The sequence below is a fragment of the Rhodococcus sp. 15-649-2-2 genome (assembly GCF_002258645.1).
Taxonomy (GTDB): Bacteria; Actinomycetota; Actinomycetes; order Mycobacteriales; family Mycobacteriaceae; genus Rhodococcoides.
Genome location: NZ_NPFM01000017.1, coordinates 56,260 through 73,807 on the forward strand (window position 1 = coordinate 56,260; position 17,548 = coordinate 73,807).

Sequence of the window (17,548 nt, forward strand, 5' to 3'; positions counted from 1 at the left end):
GACACTAGGGCAGAATGACGTCACGATGACCAACGCGCCGAACACCACCCGCCTCGCCCCCCGACTCGTTGCCAGCGACGTCGACGGCACCTTGCTCGACCAGCATGAACGCGTCACCGAACGCACCAAGCGTGCCGTCTCGGCCGTGGTGGCCGACGGCGTCCCGTTCGTGCTGTCCACCGGCAGGCCACCGCGATGGATTCAACCCGTCGTCGACCAGTTGGGTTACGCACCGATGTCGGTGTGCGCCAACGGCGCGGTGATCTACGACGCGGCGACCGATCGGGTGCTCAGCGCCGAGACGTTGTCGGTCGAGACGCTGCAGTGGTTGGCCGACGTCGCCTACCGCGCGTTGCCCGGCTGCGGTCTGGCGGCCGAGCGAGTGGGGCAGACCGCACACGACTCGGCCACACCGCAGTTCGTCAGTTCGCCCGGCTACGAGCATGCGTGGCTCAACCCCGACAACGTCGAGATGACCGAGGACGACGTCGTCGACGTCCCCGCGGTGAAGCTGCTGATCCGGCTCTCGGGATCCACCAGCGGCCACATGGCCGACATTCTCTCGCCGCTGATCTCCGGTCGCGCCGACCTGACGTTCTCCACCGACAACGGACTCATCGAGCTGTCGGCCCCGGGGATCACCAAGGCGTCGGGACTGGCCAAGGTGGCCGAGACGCTGTCGGTCGACGTATCGGACATCGTCGCCTTCGGTGACATGCCGAACGATGTGCCGATGCTGTCGATGGTCGGACTCGGCGTTGCGATGGGTAACGCACATCCCGCTGCCGTCGCGGCGGCGAACGAACAGACCGTCACCAACGCCGAAGACGGAGTGGCGCAGGTTCTCGAACGCTGGTGGTGACGCGTCGCCGCCGGATCAGGGGCGGATGACGCGTCGACCCGGCCACATCCGGCCGCGGACGTCGTCGAACACGATGCGCACCGCATGTCCGTCCCGTTGGGCGTGAATGTGCAGGTGCGGCTCGGTCGAGTTGCCCGAATTCCCGACGACTCCCAGCAGTTGGCCGACCTGCACGCGCTGCCCCGCGGTGACAGCGACGCTTCCCTTCTTCAGGTGCGCGATCAGAATCTCCTCCGACCCGGCTCCCAGCACCACGTGATTTCCCGCCGGTTTCGCCGGGTTGAGCTCGCCGTCGTTCAGGCCGTCGCCGCACCTGAGCACCTCGGCGTCGACGGGGGAGTGCACGGGTGAACCGAAGGCGTAGTAGTCCTCGTCGCATCCGGCGAGAACCCCGCGATGCGAGGAACCACGACGATCGACCTCGACGAGATCCAGTGCCGCGCGCTGGAGTGGTGCCTCCCAGTGATGATTGAACAGTCTGCCCTCGCCTGCGGCTACCTCCCACCGCCCACCGGCGACCGGAAAGTGCAACCGGAGAGTCGTCGAATCACGCACGGCAAGTTGGCGACTCGCAACCGTAGCCGCGACGGCACAGACGGTGAGCACCGCTTCGAACGAGAAGGCGTCGGTGTCGAAACCGGCGGTCCAGTCGTCGATTCGCACGGCCGACACCGCGCACACCACCAACAGCATCGCGCTGATCGGAACGTACGGAATGCCGAACGTCGTCGACGACGGTACCGAGAAGAAGTACGCGAACAGGAACGTCGCGAACATCAGCAGTGGAGATCCGGCCCACCGGCCGCCGTTCTCGGCCGTCCAGCACCCGACGGCGGCTACGGTGACGAGCACGAGCCACACCAGCTGGGGGATGGAGGACAACAACACGAAGCGCGTCCGCGTAGACATCACGTCACGGTACCCATCCCAACGCGAAAGGGCCGAGTCACCACAGTGACTCGGCCATTTCGCGGGAATGTCAGCCCGCGGGTGCAGGCTCCGGTGCGGGTGCCGGTTCCACCGGTGCCGCAGCGGGGTTCTGCATTTCCGCGTTGTAGGTGTCGTTGTACGTCTTGATCACCGTGGTGACGATTCCGGTGAGTTCGTTGAAGATCAACGAACCGTTCTCGAAGTCCGTCCGGAAGCCCTCCGGCACCTTGAACTCGTCGGTGATCGGCAGACCGAGGACGCCGTCGACGCCACCCTGCTGCAGGTACTGCTGGAAGATCTTGCCGATGACGGCCACAGCCTGACCGGCCATGTTGGTGATGATCTCGCCGTTCTGGAACTGCGCCTTCTCACGGCCGCCGCTCACCTGCACCAGGCCGCTCACCGGTACGCCCAGTGAGCCGGTCTCGCCGCCCGAGGCCAACCACTTCTGTGCAACAGGACTGGTCGACGCCAGACGCTGCAGCTCGGCGACCAGCGCCGGGATGTTCTCGCCCAGAGTGGAACTGGCATCGGTGCCCGGGCGTGACGGAGCCGGGTCGGTCACCGCGGTGTCGGGAGCGGTGTCGGTCGTATCGGGTGACGCCGGTGTGGCATCCCCGCCGCCGAGGTTGGCAGCCGCGATGTCGCGGATCTCGCCGAGCCGGGCGTACCCGGCGTCACCGGGGCATTCGGTGTTGCCGACGTCGCGGTGCCCGAAGATCACCGGCAGGTCGACGGTCTTGCCCTTGCCGATGAACGTGAAATCCGTTCCCTCGGAGGTCATCGTCGTGGTTCCCTTCGGATCCAGACCGGCCTTGCCGAGTCGCCAGCCGAGGAACTTGCCGACCGAGTCGACGGTCTCCTGCGAGGGATCCTCGGTGGAGTAGTCGCCCATCATGGCGACACCCACGGTGTTCTCGTTGAACCCGCCCGCATGGGCACCCTGAACCGGCTTGTCCAAGCCACCGGCGCGGCCCTCGAAGATCTGACCGTACTTGTCGACGAGAGCGTTGTAGCCGATGTCGCACCAGCCGAGCGTCTGCGCGTGGTACGCGTAGATGGCCCGGACGATCTCGGCCGATTCGGACTTGGAGTAGTCGTTGCTGCCCGCGGTGTGGTGCACGGTGGCACCGCCGATGAAGTCGTCGATCGTCGGTGTGGCGCAACGGATCGACTCGTCGGCACCCCACTGGGCGCGGGTGATGACCTTGGGGCCCGCGTCGCCCGCCACCGGAGTGGCGAGGTCGCTGAGTGCGGAGTCGGCCGGGGACGTGCCGGGAGTGATGAGTACGGCACTGATGTCGTTCACTGCCGAGGCCAACTGCTCGGCCGAGCTCTCCGGTGCAGCCTCGGGCTGAGCAGGCTCGATCGGGGCCGCGGGGTCCACGGGAGCCGGATCCTGCTGGCGCAGTGGCTTGCTCGACGACGCCGGGGTGTAGCCGAGGGGCTGTTCCGCGGCGGCGGGAGCGGGCGCATCTGCAGCAGGAGCTTCGGCAGGCGCGTCAGCAGTGGGCAGCTCGACGACCGGAACCTCGGGAACAGGTGCAGCCGCAAAGCTTTCGGGAGCGGCACTGCTCGTCAAAGGCGTCAGCAGCACCTGCACGGCCTTGGTCAGTCCGACGAAGATCGGTTCGGTACCTTGCTTTCCCGCAGCGGGAACGGAGTCGTCGGCAGTGCTGTCGACCGGTGCGGTCTGCAGCCACGGTCCCCAGGATCCGTCCTCGAGCTGCCGTCGAATCTGCGCGCTAGCGCCATTCAGCTGCTCGGAGGTCAACGCCACCATGCTGAACGGGGTGTCCTGCGAGATCTCCTTGACTGCTGCTCCGAGCGGCGGCCCGGTGGGGTCGGCAGCCTCAGGGTTGACCGGTGCCGATGCGTCCACCCTAGGAATCGGTGCCTGCGCGGTCGCATTCCCCGGCGCGGGCGTGGTCAGGCCCGGAATGTCGGGGATCTGGATCGGCGGGATCACGATGGAATCCGGCAGCGGCAGATACTTCAGATCGGAGAGCCGTAGATCGGGCAGCGGCAGGCCGGTGAGCTCCTGCAGCGGAATCACGATATCCGGTGCTGCGCTGAGTGCGGTCTCGACGATCGTGGTCGGCACGGTGACCGGGGTTGTCTCGTTGGCCGGTCGAACTCCGGTTGTCGTGCTGTCGGTGAGGCCGGCGACCGCAAAGGGGGTCGCGACGGCGAGTAGTGCGACAGCACCGAGAACGATCGACGGCTTCGTTCGACGGTTCGGCAAGGCGGTACTCCCTGGTTGTTGGTAGGTACGCGTCGTAGGATCTCGATTGCTGAACATCACGAATCACATCAGCAACATGAGTCCCATCAGACACAAGGCTAAACCTTAGCTTGACAGTTAGCCACAGCCGGGAAGTTCCAGTGGCGCGGCGCGTCGGACATGTCACCTACGCTTTCCAGCTGTGACTGTGCACTTCATCGGAGCCGGACCAGGCGCTGCGGACCTACTCACGCTGCGGGCCGTCGAGTTCCTACGGTCGAGCCCGGTCTGCGTTTATGCCGGTACCTACATCGACAACGCGATTCTCGAACACTGCCCGGCCGGTACTCGCCTGGTCGACACCGCGAAGCTGGACCTCGACGCCATCACCGCCGAACTCGTCGCTGCGCACGAGCGCGGGGAGGACGTCGCCCGCCTGTGCTCGGGCGATCCGTCCCTCTACTCCGCGCTGGCGGAGATGTCCGCCCGACTCGACTCCGCAGGCGTGCCCTGGGACGTCACCCCCGGCGTGCCTGCCTACGCCGCTGCTGCCGCGTCACTGGGCGTCGAGCTGACGGTCCCCGAGGTGACGCAGTCGGTGGTGCTCACGCGCGCGCAGGCCCGCTCGACGGCGATGCCCGACACCGAGGCGCTGAAGAACTTCGCCGCCACCCGCGCAACGCTCGCGTTGCACCTGGCGATCACCCGCACCCGACTCATCGCCGACGAACTCACCGAGTTCTACGGGCCGGATTGCCCCGCCGTGGTCGTCTTCCACGCCAGCAAGCCGGACGAGCTGATCCTGCGCGGCACCCTGGCCGACATCGCCGATCAGGTCGAGGCCGCGGGGCTGCGTCAGGCCGCAGTGATCCTGGTGGGGCCCGCCCTGGCTCGACGCGTCGTCGCCGAATCGCATCTGTACGACGCCTGCCGAGACCGCTCGTGAAGGTCCATCTGATCGGCATCGGCGGCGGACATCCGGACCAGGTGACGGTGCAGGCCGTCGAGAAGCTCCGGGCCGTGGACGTGTTCATCGTGGCCGACAAGGGTGCGTCCGTCGGCGATCTTGCAGTAGCCAGGCGGGAGATCCTCGAGCGCCACCACGGTGGCAGCTACCAGGTCATCGAGGTGCCCGATCCACCGCGCGATCGGTCTCCCCGGGAGTACGAGACCGCCGTCCTCGACTGGCACGACGCCCGCGCCCGCGCGTACGCCAACGTGCTCGACGGTCTCGCGGAGGGCACCGTCGTCGGGTTTCTCGTTTGGGGAGACCCCGCGCTCTACGACTCCACTATTCGGGTCGTCGAGCGGCTGGCTGCCATGCGCGGCGACATCGAGTTCGATGTCACACCGGGCATCTCCAGTGTGTCGATGCTGGCTGCGAGTCACCGGCTCGTACTCAATCGCATCGGCGGACCGATCGTCATCACCACCGGCAGGAACCTGGCGGGCGACGTCGCTGCCGGGTTGGACAACCTGGTGGTCATGCTCGACGGCAACCTGGCCTGCAGCGCGCTGACCGGCGCGGGGTGGGGCATTCATTGGGGTGCCAACCTGGGCACGGTCGACGAGAAGCTGGTGGCGGGGCCACTCGACGACGTGTTGGCAGACATCCGCCGCGCCCGCGACGAGGTCAAAGCGGCACACGGCTGGGTGATGGACACGTACCTGCTCCGACGCCTGACCCCGTGACACCCGACCGGCCGACCGATGCCTGGTGGGGTAGAGCGGTCACGATCGTCGGATACCCTGGTTGCCCGTGACTGCTGTGAGCTCCGAGACCACCTCTTCCGACGCCTCCGCGACCGGCCGATACGACTTGATCGTCGTCGGATCCGGGTTCTTCGGACTGACCGTGGCCGAACGGGCGGCGTCCCAGCTGGGCAAGCGTGTTCTTGTGCTCGATCGTCGGCATCACCTGGGTGGCAACGCGTACTCCGAGGCCGAGCCCGAGACGGGTATCGAGATCCACAAGTACGGCGCGCATCTGTTCCACACCTCGAACAAGCGGGTCTGGGAGTACGTCAACCAGTTCACCGACTTCACGAGCTACCAGCACCGTGTCTTCGCTCTGCACAAGGGCCAGTCGTATCAGTTCCCGATGGGCCTCGGCCTCATCTCGCAGTTCTTCGGCAAGTACTTCTCGCCGGCCGAGGCGCGGGCTCTCATCGAAGAGCAGTCCAACGAATTCGACTCCAAGGACGCGCAGAACTTCGAGGAGAAGGCGATCTCGTTGATCGGGCGTCCGTTGTACGAGGCGTTCATCCGGGACTACACCGCCAAGCAGTGGCAGACCGATCCGAAGAATCTGCCCGCGGGCAACATCACCCGGTTGCCGGTGCGCTACACGTTCGACAACCGCTACTTCAACGACACCTACGAGGGACTGCCCGTCGACGGCTACACCGCGTGGCTCCAGAAGATGGCCGCCGACGAGAAGATCGAGGTCCGGCTGAACACGGACTGGTTCGACGTGCGGGAGCAGATCGTGGCCGAGAGCCCGAACGCCCCGATCGTGTACACCGGCCCACTGGATCGCTACTTCGATTACTCCGAGGGTGAACTCGGCTGGCGCACAATCGACTTCGAGACCGAGGTGCTGCCGACGGGCGACTTCCAGGGCACGCCGGTGATGAACTACAACGACGGCGACGTGCCGTTCATTCGTATTCACGAGTTCCGTCACTTCCACCCCGAGCGCGAGTACCCGACCGACAAGACGGTCATCATGCGCGAGTTCTCCCGCTTCGCGAAGAGCGGCGACGAGCCGTACTACCCGATCAACACTCCCGACGACCGAAGCAAGCTCGAGGCATACCGCGATCGCGCCAAGGCCGAAGCAGCCTCCAGCGGCGTGCTCTTCGGTGGGCGTCTCGGGACGTACCAGTACCTGGACATGCACATGGCGATCGCCAGCGCACTGAACATGTACGACAACACTCTGGCCCCGCACTTCGAGACCGGCGCACCCCTGGCAGGCGACAAGTGACCGCCAAACATCTCCTCGCCGACGGTGTTGCCGACGTGGCCCCGGTGCTCGGCAAGTCACTGCTGCAACGAGTACTGCTGCCCCGCTCGGGCGAGCCGCTCGACGTGCGCACGCTGTACCTCGAAGAAGCGCTCACCAATGCCAAACGGGCACACTCGCTCTCGCGAACCTCGGTCACGATCGGCTCCGAGTCCGAGGTGTCGTTCTGTACCTATTTCAATGCTTTCCCGGCGAGCTACTGGCGGCGCTACAGCATCCTGAAGTCCGTGGTGCTGCGCGTCGAGGTCTCCGGACACTGCCGAATCGACGTCTACCGGTCCAAGGCCGACGCGTCGCGCATCCACGTCGAGGGCCGTGAAGCCGTGGACGGCGATGCGGCGCAGGAGTTTCTGATCGACCTCGGTCCGTTCGAGGACGGCGGCTGGATCTGGTTCGACATCACCTCCGATTCCGAGGTGGTGCTCGAGAGCGCGGGCTGGTACGCCCCGATCGAGGCACCGGGCGAGGCCACGGTTGCCGTCGGCATCCCCACGTTCAACCGTCCGGCCGACGCCGTCAAAGCGCTTGCGGCCCTTGGCTCGGATCCGTTGGTTCTCGACGTGATCCAGGCCGTCATCATGCCGGATCAGGGCACCCGCAAGGCCAAGGACGAGCCCGGGTTCGACGAGGCCGCAGCAGCCCTCGGCGGGCGACTCGCCATCCACGACCAAGCCAACCTCGGTGGCTCCGGTGGCTACAGCCGCATCATGTACGAGGCACTGAACAACACTGCCTGCCAACACATTCTGTTCATGGACGACGACATCGAGATCGAGCCCGATTCGATTCTGCGGGCGTTGGCGATGTCACGGTTCGCCAAGGTGCCCACGCTCGTCGGCGGCCAGATGCTGAACCTGCAGGCGCGCAGTCACCTGCACGTCATGGGTGAAGTGATCGATCGCAGCAATTTCATGTGGACCGGCGCGCAGAACGTCGAATACGACCACGACTTCTCCGAGGATCCGCTGCGCACCAGCAAACTGCTGCACCGCCGCATCGACGTCGATTACAACGGCTGGTGGATGTGCATGATTCCGCGCGTCGTCGCCGAGGAACTCGGGCAGCCGTTGCCCCTGTTCATCAAGTGGGACGACGCCGAATACGGCTTGCGCGCACGCGACGCCGGCTACCCGACGGTGACCCTGCCGGGTGCGGCGATCTGGCACATGGCGTGGAGCGACAAGGACGACGCCATCGACTGGCAGGCGTACTTCCACCTGCGCAACCGCCTCGTGGTCGCGTCCCTGCACATGCCGGGCGACGGCAAAGGCCTGGTGCTCGACACCATCAAGGCCACCGTCAAGCACCTGCTGTGCCTCGAGTACTCGACGGTCGCCATTCAGAACCTCGCGATCCGTGACTTCCTGGCCGGTCCCGAGCACATCCTCGAGATCCTGCCCACGGCGCTGCCGACGGTGCACGCACTGCGCAAGGAATTCCCGGACGCCGTCGTCGTCGGCAGTTCCACGGAGTTGCCGCTCGCATCCGGTGAGGAAGTCGGAGCCGTCGGCCTGCCGAGCAACCCGATCTCCAAGGTCCGTCGTCTGGCAAAGGGCTTGCTCCACAACGTCAAGCCTGCGCACGAGCAGCATCACGAGCGTCCGCAGCTCAACGTTCCGACTCTCGACGCGCGCTGGTTCCTGCTCTCCCAGGTCGACGGCGTCACCGTCACCACCGCCGACGGCCGGGGCGTCGTCTACCGCAAGCGCGACCGCGCGCAGGCCGCCGCGTTGCTCAAGGAAGCACTGTCGTTGCGCAAGCAGTTGGCAGCCGAATTCCCCGCACTCAAAGCTCGATACCGTGATGCCGTGCCGCACCTGACCAGTAAGGAAACGTGGGAACGTGTCTTTCGTTACCAGGCGTAAAGGCCAGACCGAGGTGCCGACGGAAGTCCGAATCCTCGAGAAGGTGCAGAGCACCGTCGGCAGCGCGCCGGGCGCGATCACCGTCGCGCGTGGCATGTCGCACTTCGGCGAACACGCACTCGGCTGGGTTGCGATCGCCGGAATCGGTGCTGCACTGGACGCGCCGCGTCGGCGTCAGTGGGCATCGGTGGCCGTCGGGGCCGTCGGCTCGCATGCCGCGTCGATCGTCATCAAGCGCATCGTGCGGCGGCCGCGTCCCCACGACCCGGCCGTACGCATCAACGTCTCGACGCCCAGCAAGCTGAGCTTCCCGTCCTCGCATGCGACATCCACCACAGCGGCCGCGGTTCTCCTCGGCCGGGTGACCGGGCTACCGTTACCGGCGGTCCTCGTCCCACCCATGCTGCTCTCGCGCTTGGTGCTCGGAGTCCATTACCCCACCGATGTGCTGGCCGGATCGGCACTCGGCGCGTTGACGGCTGCGGCCGTCGTGAAGTTCGAAGGAGACAAATGAGCGAGGATGCCGCACCCGTAGGCGCACCGCCGAAGAATCTGGCGGACGGCATCGTCAAGGCGCTTCGTCCGCGTCAGTGGGTCAAGAACGTCCTGGTACTGGCTGCGCCGCTGGCGGCGGGCTCGGTCACCGATCGCGACGTGCTGCTGTCCGTCGCGCTCGCGTTCATCGTGTTCTGCTTCGCCGCCTCGGGCATTTACCTCGTCAACGATGCGCTCGACGTCGAGGCCGACCGCGCACACCCCACCAAGCGGTTCCGTCCGATCGCTGCTGGTGTCCTTCCGGTCAACGTCGCCTACGGGATGGCCGTGGTGTCCCTCGGCCTGGCCATCGGACTGTCGTTCATCGCCAACTGGAAGCTCGCCCTGGTCATCGGCGTGTACATCGCGGTCCAGCTGGCGTACTGCTTCGGCCTCAAGCACCAGGCCGTGCTCGACATCTGCATCGTCTCGTCCGGCTTCCTGCTCCGCGCCATCGCCGGTGGCGTCGCTGCCTCGATCCCGCTCTCGCAGTGGTTCCTGCTGATCATGGCGTTCGGATCGCTGTTCATGGCGGCCGGTAAGCGGTACGCCGAGCTGCAGCTCGCCGAGCGAACCGGGGCGAAGATCCGCAAATCGCTCGAGAACTACACCACCACGTACCTGCGATTCGTGTGGACGCTGTCGGCGACGGCCGTCGTCATCTGTTACGGCCTCTGGGCCTTCCAGGAGGATGCGGGCACGGGAGCCAACTGGTTCGCCATCTCGATGATTCCGTTTACCATCGCAATCCTGCGATACGCAGTGGATGTCGATGGCGGCGAGGCAGGCGAACCCGAAGAGATCGCGTTGGGAGACAGGGTTCTGCAGCTGCTCGCCATAGCGTGGATCGGAGTGGTTGGTGTCGCTGTCTACCTCGCCTGACCAGCGAGATACGCGGGAGGTGGACTCCGCTCGGGGATCGATCACCAGGCCCGTCTTCTGGGTCGGGGCCGTGGTCACCGGAGCGTTGTTCCTCTGGGGTGCGTGGGAGCGCCGCTGGATCGCCGACGACGGCTTGATCGTGCTGCGCACCGTCCGCAACCTGCTGGCCGGCAACGGCCCGGTGTTCAACGCGGGCGAGCGCGTCGAGACCAACACCAGCACCATCTGGACCTACCTCGTGTACGCGGGCAGTTGGCTGAGCGACGGACGCCTCGAGTACGTGGTTCTGACGATTGCTCTCGTGCTGTCCACCGCTGCCGTCGTCATCGCGATGATCGGCACGTTCGCCCTTCGGGGTCGTACCGCGACGCGGACTCTGTTCCTCCCCGCAGGAGTCCTGGTCTACATCGCGGTTCCCCCCGCCCGCGACTTCGCAACGTCCGGGCTCGAGACCTGCTTGGTCATCTTCTGGCTGGCGACGCTGTGGTTGCTGATGGTCCGCTGGGGCCAGCGCCGCGGCGGTGGCGTCGAACTGCTCGGGCTGGCTTTCTTCGCCGGTCTCGGCCCGCTGGTGCGTCCGGAACTGTCCATCGTGGCCGTGTTCGCGCTGGCGATGATCTTCCTGGCTCCGCAGAGCTGGCTGTCCAGGATCCGGGTGTTCGCCGTCGCCGGAGCGGTTCCGGTGCTCTACCAGATCTGGCGTATGGGGTACTACGGCCTGCCGTACCCCAACACCGCGGTATCGAAGGATGCGGGCGGAGCCAAGTGGTCGCAGGGATTCGCGTACCTGTCCAACCTGGTGGGGCCGTACCTGCTGTGGTTGCCTCTCGCGCTTCTTGTGGTCGGAGCGGCGCTGTCGGTGTCGCGAATCCGGCTGTCCGTGCCACGGTCGCTCCACGATTGGCTCGCAGCGCTGAGGACGCCCACTGCCGTCGTCGTGTTCGCATTGATCAGTGGTTTCGTCCTCGCCGTGTACGCCATTCGTGTCGGCGGCGATTTCATGCACGGGCGCACGTTGCTCCCGGCATTGTTCACGCTGTTGTTGCCGATTTCGGTGTTGCCCGTTGCCCTACCGAAACGCTGGTCTGCAGACCGGGCGACTGCGGTATTCGTCGCCGATGTTCTCGTGTGGGTCGGCATCGTCGTCTGGGCAGTCGCGGCCGCGAATACGACGGGGATGCCGCAGGGCTCGATCGTCGGCCGAAGCGGCATCGTCGACGAACGCGCCTTCTACTCGCTCAACACCGGGCACGCCCATCCGATTCTCGCCTCGGACTATCTCGACTACCCGCGGATGCGCGCGATGGTCGAGGCGATCGAGGACACCCCGGACGGTGGCCTGCTGCTGCCGTCGGCGCAGTTCACCTACTGGGACGTCGTCCCGCCGCCGCTGCCCATCCCCGACGGTGGGTTCGGTCACACCGTCTACTTCCTCAACCTGGGAATGACCAGCATGAACGTCGGTCTCGACGTGCGGGTCATCGATCAGATGGGACTGGCGTACCCGTTGGCGTCGCACACCGAGCGGCTCGAGAACGGCCGGATCGGGCACGACAAGAACCTGTACCCGGATTGGGTGGTGGCCGACCTCGGACTCGTCGGGATCCACCCGTACCTCCCCTGGTACATGGACGAGGACTGGGTCACCGAAGCTCAGGTGGCACTGACCTGCCCCGATACCGAGGAATTGATGGCGTCGTATCGAGCGCCGTTGACGAAGCAATTGTTCGTCCGGAATCTCAAACGCTCGTTCTTCTACGCGGGATATCGATTCGACCGAGTGCCCAAGTACGAAATACAGCGATGTGATCTTCCGGCTCCGATATTGAAAGCCGATAATTAGATGTCAGGACACGAAAGAGTCACCGGGTTGCGCCGAATAGATCTCGACGCCAAGATGAGCTATCTCAATCGTGTAACGGCGGTCGTACTTCGCGCGATATGTGCGAAGGATGTGTATGCGAACGACCTGTACGGCCGATCGACAGACATGATGAACTTGCGAGATCAAGCGTTGATTGCGTAACCGATGTGACGACGAAGCAGCTGAGAGGTCGAGTGCATGCTGGGTAGATGGAAGAGCCGGTCCGTGGATGAGCGTGGGGCGGACAAGCGAGCGGGGTCATGGGGACGCCGCGCCGCCACGTCCATGCTGATGGCGGTGGTCCTCCCACTGGGATTGGCTGTAGCGGGCGGTGGCGCAACTGCCAACGCGGCCTTCGACGGCAATGCCATCGACGTCTGGACCGACTCGAGCATGGGCCCGATCAAGAGCCGGGTGTGGCGGGCAGCGGACGGTAACACCAACCGCGTCGTCTACCTGCTCGACGGTCTGCGCGCCACGACGGACATCTCGGGCTGGGAGCACGAGACCGACGCCGGAGCAGTTCTCGCCTCGTGGAACATCAACGTCGTCGAGCCGGTCGGTGGACAGTCGAGCTTCTACTCCGACTGGTACGCACCGTCGAACTTCAACGGTCAGCAGACCACCTACAAGTGGGAAACCTTCCTGACGCAGAACCTGCGTGAGAACCTGCGCGCCAACTGGGGCTTCAACCCCAACCGCAACGGTGTCATCGGTATCTCGATGGGTGGCTCGGCCGCTCTGACGCTCGCCGCGTACCACCCCGACCAGTTCAGCTACGCGGGCTCGCTGTCCGGCTACCTGAACATCTCGGCACCGGGCATGCGCGAAGCGATGCGTCTGGCGCTGCTGGACTCCGGTCGCTACAACATCGACGCGATGTGGGGACCGCCGTGGGATCCGGCGTGGCTGCGCAACGATCCGTTCGTCTTCGCACCTCGTCTGCGCGACAACGGAACGCGTGTCTGGGTATTCGCAGGTAGCGGTCTGCCCGGCGGACTCGATCGCCCGCAGAGCTTCATCGACTACTACAACACCGCCAACGGCATGGGCCTCGAGGCCATCGCTCTGGCGAACAGCCGCGCCTTCCAGATCCGCATGGCGAGTATCGGTGCCAACAACGTCACCTACGCGTTCCCGGCCGTCGGTACCCACCAGTGGGGCTACTGGGGCGAGCAGATTCGCGTCATGGCTCCGGACCTCAGCGCCAACATCGGTAACTGACCGGCGGCACAACGTTTCGGTCGTTTCGCCCGCTTTTCGGCCCCTAGTGACAACTCACGACTTTTCAGGGCTGTTCAGCGGGGACGACGCAGGATAGTCTCCTGTTTCGGGGAAACGGCGAGATGAAACTGCGACGCTGATCACAGTTTTGCCTTGGAACCGCTCGATGGAATAACCTCCATCGAGCGGTTCTCCTGTTCTCAGCAGAACCTCAGCTTCTCGAGGCTTCGGTCTTGTCAGCATCCCCAGCTCCACCTCGGCCTCACGGGGCCACCAGTTCGCCCTGTTCGATTGCCGGGGGCCGCTACGACAGCGGAGACCGCGTAGATGAGAGAGAGCACCATTCCATGCGATTTGCCGGCCTCAGCAGTACACCGAAGGCCTCCTCACGCTGGCGTCAGCGCCTGCTCGGCGTCAGCGCAGCAGCGCTCGTTCTGCCCATCGCAGCCGGTGTGGTCGGCGGAGCCGTCGCTGTTGCAGTACCGGCGTCCGTCGTGCACCAGACTCCGGCCGGTGGCCGCGAGGATCTGATCGTTCCGTCCGAGATGGGCCCCATCAAGGTTCAGGTTCAGTGGGCCGCTCGTGGCGGAAATGCTGCTCTCTACTTGCTCGACGGCCTGCGCGCCCGCGACGACCGCAACGCGTGGACGTTCGAGACCAACGCGCAGGACCAGTTCGCCAACGACGACGTGACCCTGGTCATGCCCGTCGGGGGTCAGTCCAGCTTCTACAGCGACTGGTACACCTCGTCGAACTTCAACGGCCAGGAAGTCACCTACAAGTGGGAGACGTTCCTGACGCAGGAGCTCCCGGCGTTCCTCGAGAACTACGGTGTCTCGCGCAGCAACAACGGTGTCCTCGGACTGTCCATGGGTGGTTCCGCGGCTCTGACGCTCGCGGCGTACCACCGGGATCAGTTCAAGTTCGCCGGCTCGCTCTCGGGCTACCTGAACATCTCCGCGCCCGGTATGCGCGAGGCCATCCGCGTTGCGATGCTCGACGCAGGTCGCTTCAACGTCGACTCCATGTGGGGACCGCCGTGGAACCCGGCGTGGCTGCGTAACGACCCGTTCGTCTTCGCACCGCGTCTGCAGGGCCTGTCGCTGTACATCTCGGCAGCCAGCGGTCTGCCCGGCGAGTTCGACCATCCTGCCGCGCCGATCGATTTCTACAACACGGCGAACGGCATGGCTCTCGAGGCGCTCTCGCTCGCCAACACCCGTGCATTCCAGATCCGGATGAACACTCTCGGCATCCCGGCCACGTACAGCTTCCCGTCGAACGGAATCCATGCCTGGCCGTACTGGGGAGCCGAGCTGTGGAAGGCTCGCACCCAGATCCTGGACGCGCTCAACGCCTGATCTCGACAGGTAATCGATGCTCGGAGAATGCCGCCCTGCGCACCAACGCAGGGCGGCATTCTTGGGTTTCGGCGGGATCGAATCCATCACCTCTGTTCACAATCGCACCATCAGTCACAGCGCGTCTGCTGTCCGTCGCCATCCGGCACGTGTAGAAAGACATACGAAGCATGTCTCCTAACGAGACCTTCGAGAGTTCACGTCGAAAGAGAGTCACCATCATGCGCACTGGGCTTGTTCGGTTCGGTCGAATCCCATCGGCCGGCACACGGGCCGGGCGAGCGGCAGCAGCACTGGCCGTCGCCTCCGCGCTGATGATCCCCTTCGCGACGACGACGGTTGCGGCCGCAGCTCCGATTGCACACGCCGGACCCGCCTACACCCAGACCTCCGGTGCCACGGTGACGTCCGTGGACTGGCTGTCCGATCGCCGCGTCGCGCTGTGGATCCAGTCGCCCTCGATGGGTACGCCGATCCAGGTTCAGCTGCTGCTCGCCCGTGACTGGAACATCAACCCGCAGGCGACGTTCCCGCAGGTCTACATGCTCGACGGCCTGCGCGCGACCGATCAGGAGAACGGCTGGACGGCCGAGACCGACGCCGAGTCGTACTTCGCCGACAAGAACGTCAACGTCGTCCTCCCCATCGGTGGCCAGTCCAGCTTCTACTCCGACTGGGTCGATCAGGACAACGGCAAGAACTACCAGTGGGAGACGTTCCTGACCAAGGAGCTCCCGCCGATCCTGGCCAAGGACTGGCGCAGCACCGACACCCGCGGTGTCGTGGGACTGTCGATGGGTGGTACCTCGGCGATGTTCCTCGCAGCGCGCAACCCCGGCTTCTTCAAGTTCGCCGGCTCGCTCTCGGGCATCCTGACCACCACCTCGCTGGGAATGCCGCAGGCCATCCAGTACGCAATGACCGACGCCGGCGGCTACAGCTCGAGCGCCATGTGGGGGTCGCCGTCCAATTCCCTGTGGGCACAACATGATCCGTACCTGCTCGCCGACAAGCTGAAGGGCGTCAGCCTCTACATCTCCAGTGGCAACGGCTCCACCGGACCGTACGATCAGCCGTCGCCCATCCCGGGTGTGAGCACCAACTACGCCGGCATGGGCCTCGAGATCCTGTCGCGGTTGACCTCGCAGACCTTCGCCACCAAGCTCAATCAGCTCGGTATCCCGGCTCAGGTGAACTACCGGCCGTCGGGCACGCACTCGTGGCCGTACTGGCAGTTCGAGCTGCACCAGCTGTGGCCGCAGCTCGCCACCGCGCTCGGTGTCGAGGTGGACAAGCCCGCGTGCAGTGCTGCCGGAATGATCGGCAACGCCAGCGGAGCCAACTCGTGGCTCGGACCGTGCCTGACCGAGGAATACAACGTCGCAGGTGGACGCGCTCAGGACTTCACGTTCGGCCGAGTTTTCTTCACCCCCGACACCGGCGCGCAGGTCGTCGCCGGAGCGATCGGTGGCATCTACCAGGGCAACAAGGGCCCCGAGGGTGCACTCGGGTTCCCGAAGACCGGCGAGATCGGTACCCCGGACGGTCGTGGACGCTTCAACGCCTTCCAGAACGGCATGGTCTACTTCACGCCGCAGACCGGTGCTCACGTGGTCAAGGGAGCCGTGCTCGACGAGTGGGCAGCCCAGGGCTACGAGGGTGGGCCCCTGGGCTACCCGGTGCTCGACGAGGTCGTGACTCCGAACAAGCCCGGGTCGGTTCAGGGATTCGAGATCGGTGCGATCTACACCTCGCCCGATGCAGGAGTCCATTCTGTGCAGGGCATGATTCTCGGTAAGTACGGTGAATTGGGTTGGGAGAGTGGACCTCTCGGGTTCCCTAAGTCCAACGAGCTCGGCCCGATCCGAGACGGCGGACGGTTCAACCAGTTCGAGACCGGCAACATCTACTGGAGCCCGCTCAGCGGTGCCTGGTCCACCCCGTACGGTTCGATCTTCGATGCCTGGGGATCGGTCGGCTACGAGGGCGGCCGCCTCGGCTACCCCACCAGCGATCAGTTCGACATCGACGGTGGCGGTAAGCAGCAGAACTTCCAGTTCGGCATCATCACTGTCAAGGACGGCGTGGCGACGATCGCGCCGTGACCTCTCGAGAGTGCTTCGGAGTCGGTCACGGCTTCAGAGTTCTCTCAGAGCGTGGCTGTACGCTCGCCTGCGACCCGACGACCGAAGGATTTTCGATCGATGACGCGTAACTCTCTGGCCAGAACTCTGTCTCTCGGCGTACTCGCCGTGGCAGCGAGCTCGATGCTGGTGGCCTGCGGAAGTGACGACTCGACGGCCACCGGGGCCCCGACGAGCACCACCACAGCAGCCGCGACGACAACCGAGACGAGTTCGACGACGTCGGCGGCGGAGAGCACCACTGCCGCCCCGACCACGAGCCCGGGCGAGGCGGCCACCGCGCCGCCGGAGCAGCCGCAGCCCGTTCCGGACGATTTCCCGGGCCCGACCGAGAGTCAGATCGACGATCGCGGTCAGAGCTTCCTCGACGAGCTGAAGAAGCAGGGCATCACGCCGGCAGGCAACGGCGACATCGCGGTCTCGACGGCCAACTACATCTGCGCCGCACAGGCCCAGGGTGTGGCGGCGGACGAGATCTCGACCTACGTCACCGCGAACGTCGGCGTCGAAGCCAGTGCGGCCGGAACGCAGATGAGCGAGACACAGGCCCAGCAGGCTGCCCAGACCTACATCGCCGCCGCGCAGGCGACGTACTGCAGGCCATAGATCCACGCTGATGGAGATGCACGC

14 protein-coding genes are annotated in these 17,548 nt (G+C 65.4%); 12 read left to right on the forward strand and 2 right to left on the reverse strand.

Annotated features, from left to right (window positions below; translation table 11 throughout):
* The first annotated feature begins 25 nt into the window (after positions 1-25).
* Positions 26-862, forward strand: coding sequence for a Cof-type HAD-IIB family hydrolase (locus tag CH305_RS09640; protein ID WP_032405406.1), 837 nt, complete (start codon positions 26-28; stop codon positions 860-862).
* A gap of 15 nt (positions 863-877) precedes the next feature.
* On the opposite strand, the gene CH305_RS09645 is transcribed toward CH305_RS09640, so the two are convergent.
* Both CH305_RS09645 and CH305_RS09650 read right to left on the reverse strand, forming a co-directional pair.
* The gene (locus CH305_RS09645; RefSeq protein ID WP_218828580.1) at positions 878-1,771 is read right to left on the reverse strand and encodes a M23 family metallopeptidase; all 894 of its coding nucleotides are present in this window, start codon (positions 1,769-1,771) and stop codon (positions 878-880) included.
* A gap of 70 nt (positions 1,772-1,841) precedes the next feature.
* The gene (locus CH305_RS09650; protein ID WP_094703526.1) at positions 1,842-4,037 is read right to left on the reverse strand and encodes an N-acetylmuramoyl-L-alanine amidase; all 2,196 of its coding nucleotides are present in this window, start codon (positions 4,035-4,037) and stop codon (positions 1,842-1,844) included.
* A gap of 181 nt (positions 4,038-4,218) precedes the next feature.
* Between CH305_RS09650 and cobM the strand changes: the two genes are divergently transcribed.
* The 11 genes from cobM to CH305_RS09715 all read left to right on the forward strand — a co-directional run bounded on the left by cobM (position 4,219) and on the right by CH305_RS09715 (position 17,524).
* Positions 4,219-4,962, forward strand: coding sequence for a precorrin-4 C(11)-methyltransferase (gene cobM, locus CH305_RS09655; protein WP_094703527.1), 744 nt, complete (start codon positions 4,219-4,221; stop codon positions 4,960-4,962).
* Positions 4,959-5,708 (forward strand): precorrin-6A synthase (deacetylating), encoded by a 750-nt coding sequence (gene cobF / locus CH305_RS09660; protein WP_179278247.1) that lies wholly within the window; start codon positions 4,959-4,961, stop codon positions 5,706-5,708. The genes cobM and cobF overlap by 4 nt, the downstream gene beginning before the upstream one ends.
* A 67-nt stretch (positions 5,709-5,775) precedes the next feature.
* A complete protein-coding gene (gene glf, locus CH305_RS09665; RefSeq protein ID WP_094703528.1) occupies positions 5,776-7,005 on the forward strand; it encodes a UDP-galactopyranose mutase in 1,230 nt (409 codons plus the stop codon).
* Positions 7,002-8,909: a glycosyltransferase gene (locus tag CH305_RS09670; protein WP_094703529.1), complete on the forward strand. Its 1,908-nt coding sequence runs from the start codon at positions 7,002-7,004 to the stop codon at positions 8,907-8,909. The genes glf and CH305_RS09670 overlap by 4 nt, the downstream gene beginning before the upstream one ends.
* Positions 8,887-9,423: a phosphatase PAP2 family protein gene (locus tag CH305_RS09675; protein ID WP_170944675.1), complete on the forward strand. Its 537-nt coding sequence runs from the start codon at positions 8,887-8,889 to the stop codon at positions 9,421-9,423. Before CH305_RS09670 ends, CH305_RS09675 begins: the two co-directional genes overlap by 23 nt.
* Positions 9,420-10,325: a decaprenyl-phosphate phosphoribosyltransferase gene (locus CH305_RS09680; RefSeq protein ID WP_032405400.1), complete on the forward strand. Its 906-nt coding sequence runs from the start codon at positions 9,420-9,422 to the stop codon at positions 10,323-10,325. The genes CH305_RS09675 and CH305_RS09680 overlap by 4 nt, the downstream gene beginning before the upstream one ends.
* Complete coding sequence (gene zomB / locus CH305_RS09685; RefSeq protein ID WP_094703530.1) at positions 10,303-12,168, forward strand: flagellar motor control protein ZomB; 1,866 nt, start codon at positions 10,303-10,305, stop codon at positions 12,166-12,168. Before CH305_RS09680 ends, zomB begins: the two co-directional genes overlap by 23 nt.
* A 219-nt stretch (positions 12,169-12,387) precedes the next feature.
* Complete coding sequence (locus tag CH305_RS09695; protein ID WP_371828289.1) at positions 12,388-13,413, forward strand: alpha/beta hydrolase; 1,026 nt, start codon at positions 12,388-12,390, stop codon at positions 13,411-13,413.
* 347 nt (positions 13,414-13,760) lie between these two features.
* Positions 13,761-14,774, forward strand: a complete 1,014-nt coding sequence (locus CH305_RS09700; RefSeq protein ID WP_094703531.1) for an alpha/beta hydrolase family protein — start codon at positions 13,761-13,763, stop codon at positions 14,772-14,774.
* 221 nt (positions 14,775-14,995) lie between these two features.
* Complete coding sequence (locus tag CH305_RS09710; protein ID WP_373454548.1) at positions 14,996-16,879, forward strand: alpha/beta hydrolase-fold protein; 1,884 nt, start codon at positions 14,996-14,998, stop codon at positions 16,877-16,879.
* 99 nt (positions 16,880-16,978) lie between these two features.
* Complete coding sequence (locus CH305_RS09715; protein ID WP_032405396.1) at positions 16,979-17,524, forward strand: DUF732 domain-containing protein; 546 nt, start codon at positions 16,979-16,981, stop codon at positions 17,522-17,524.
* Positions 17,525-17,548 lie beyond the last annotated feature (24 nt).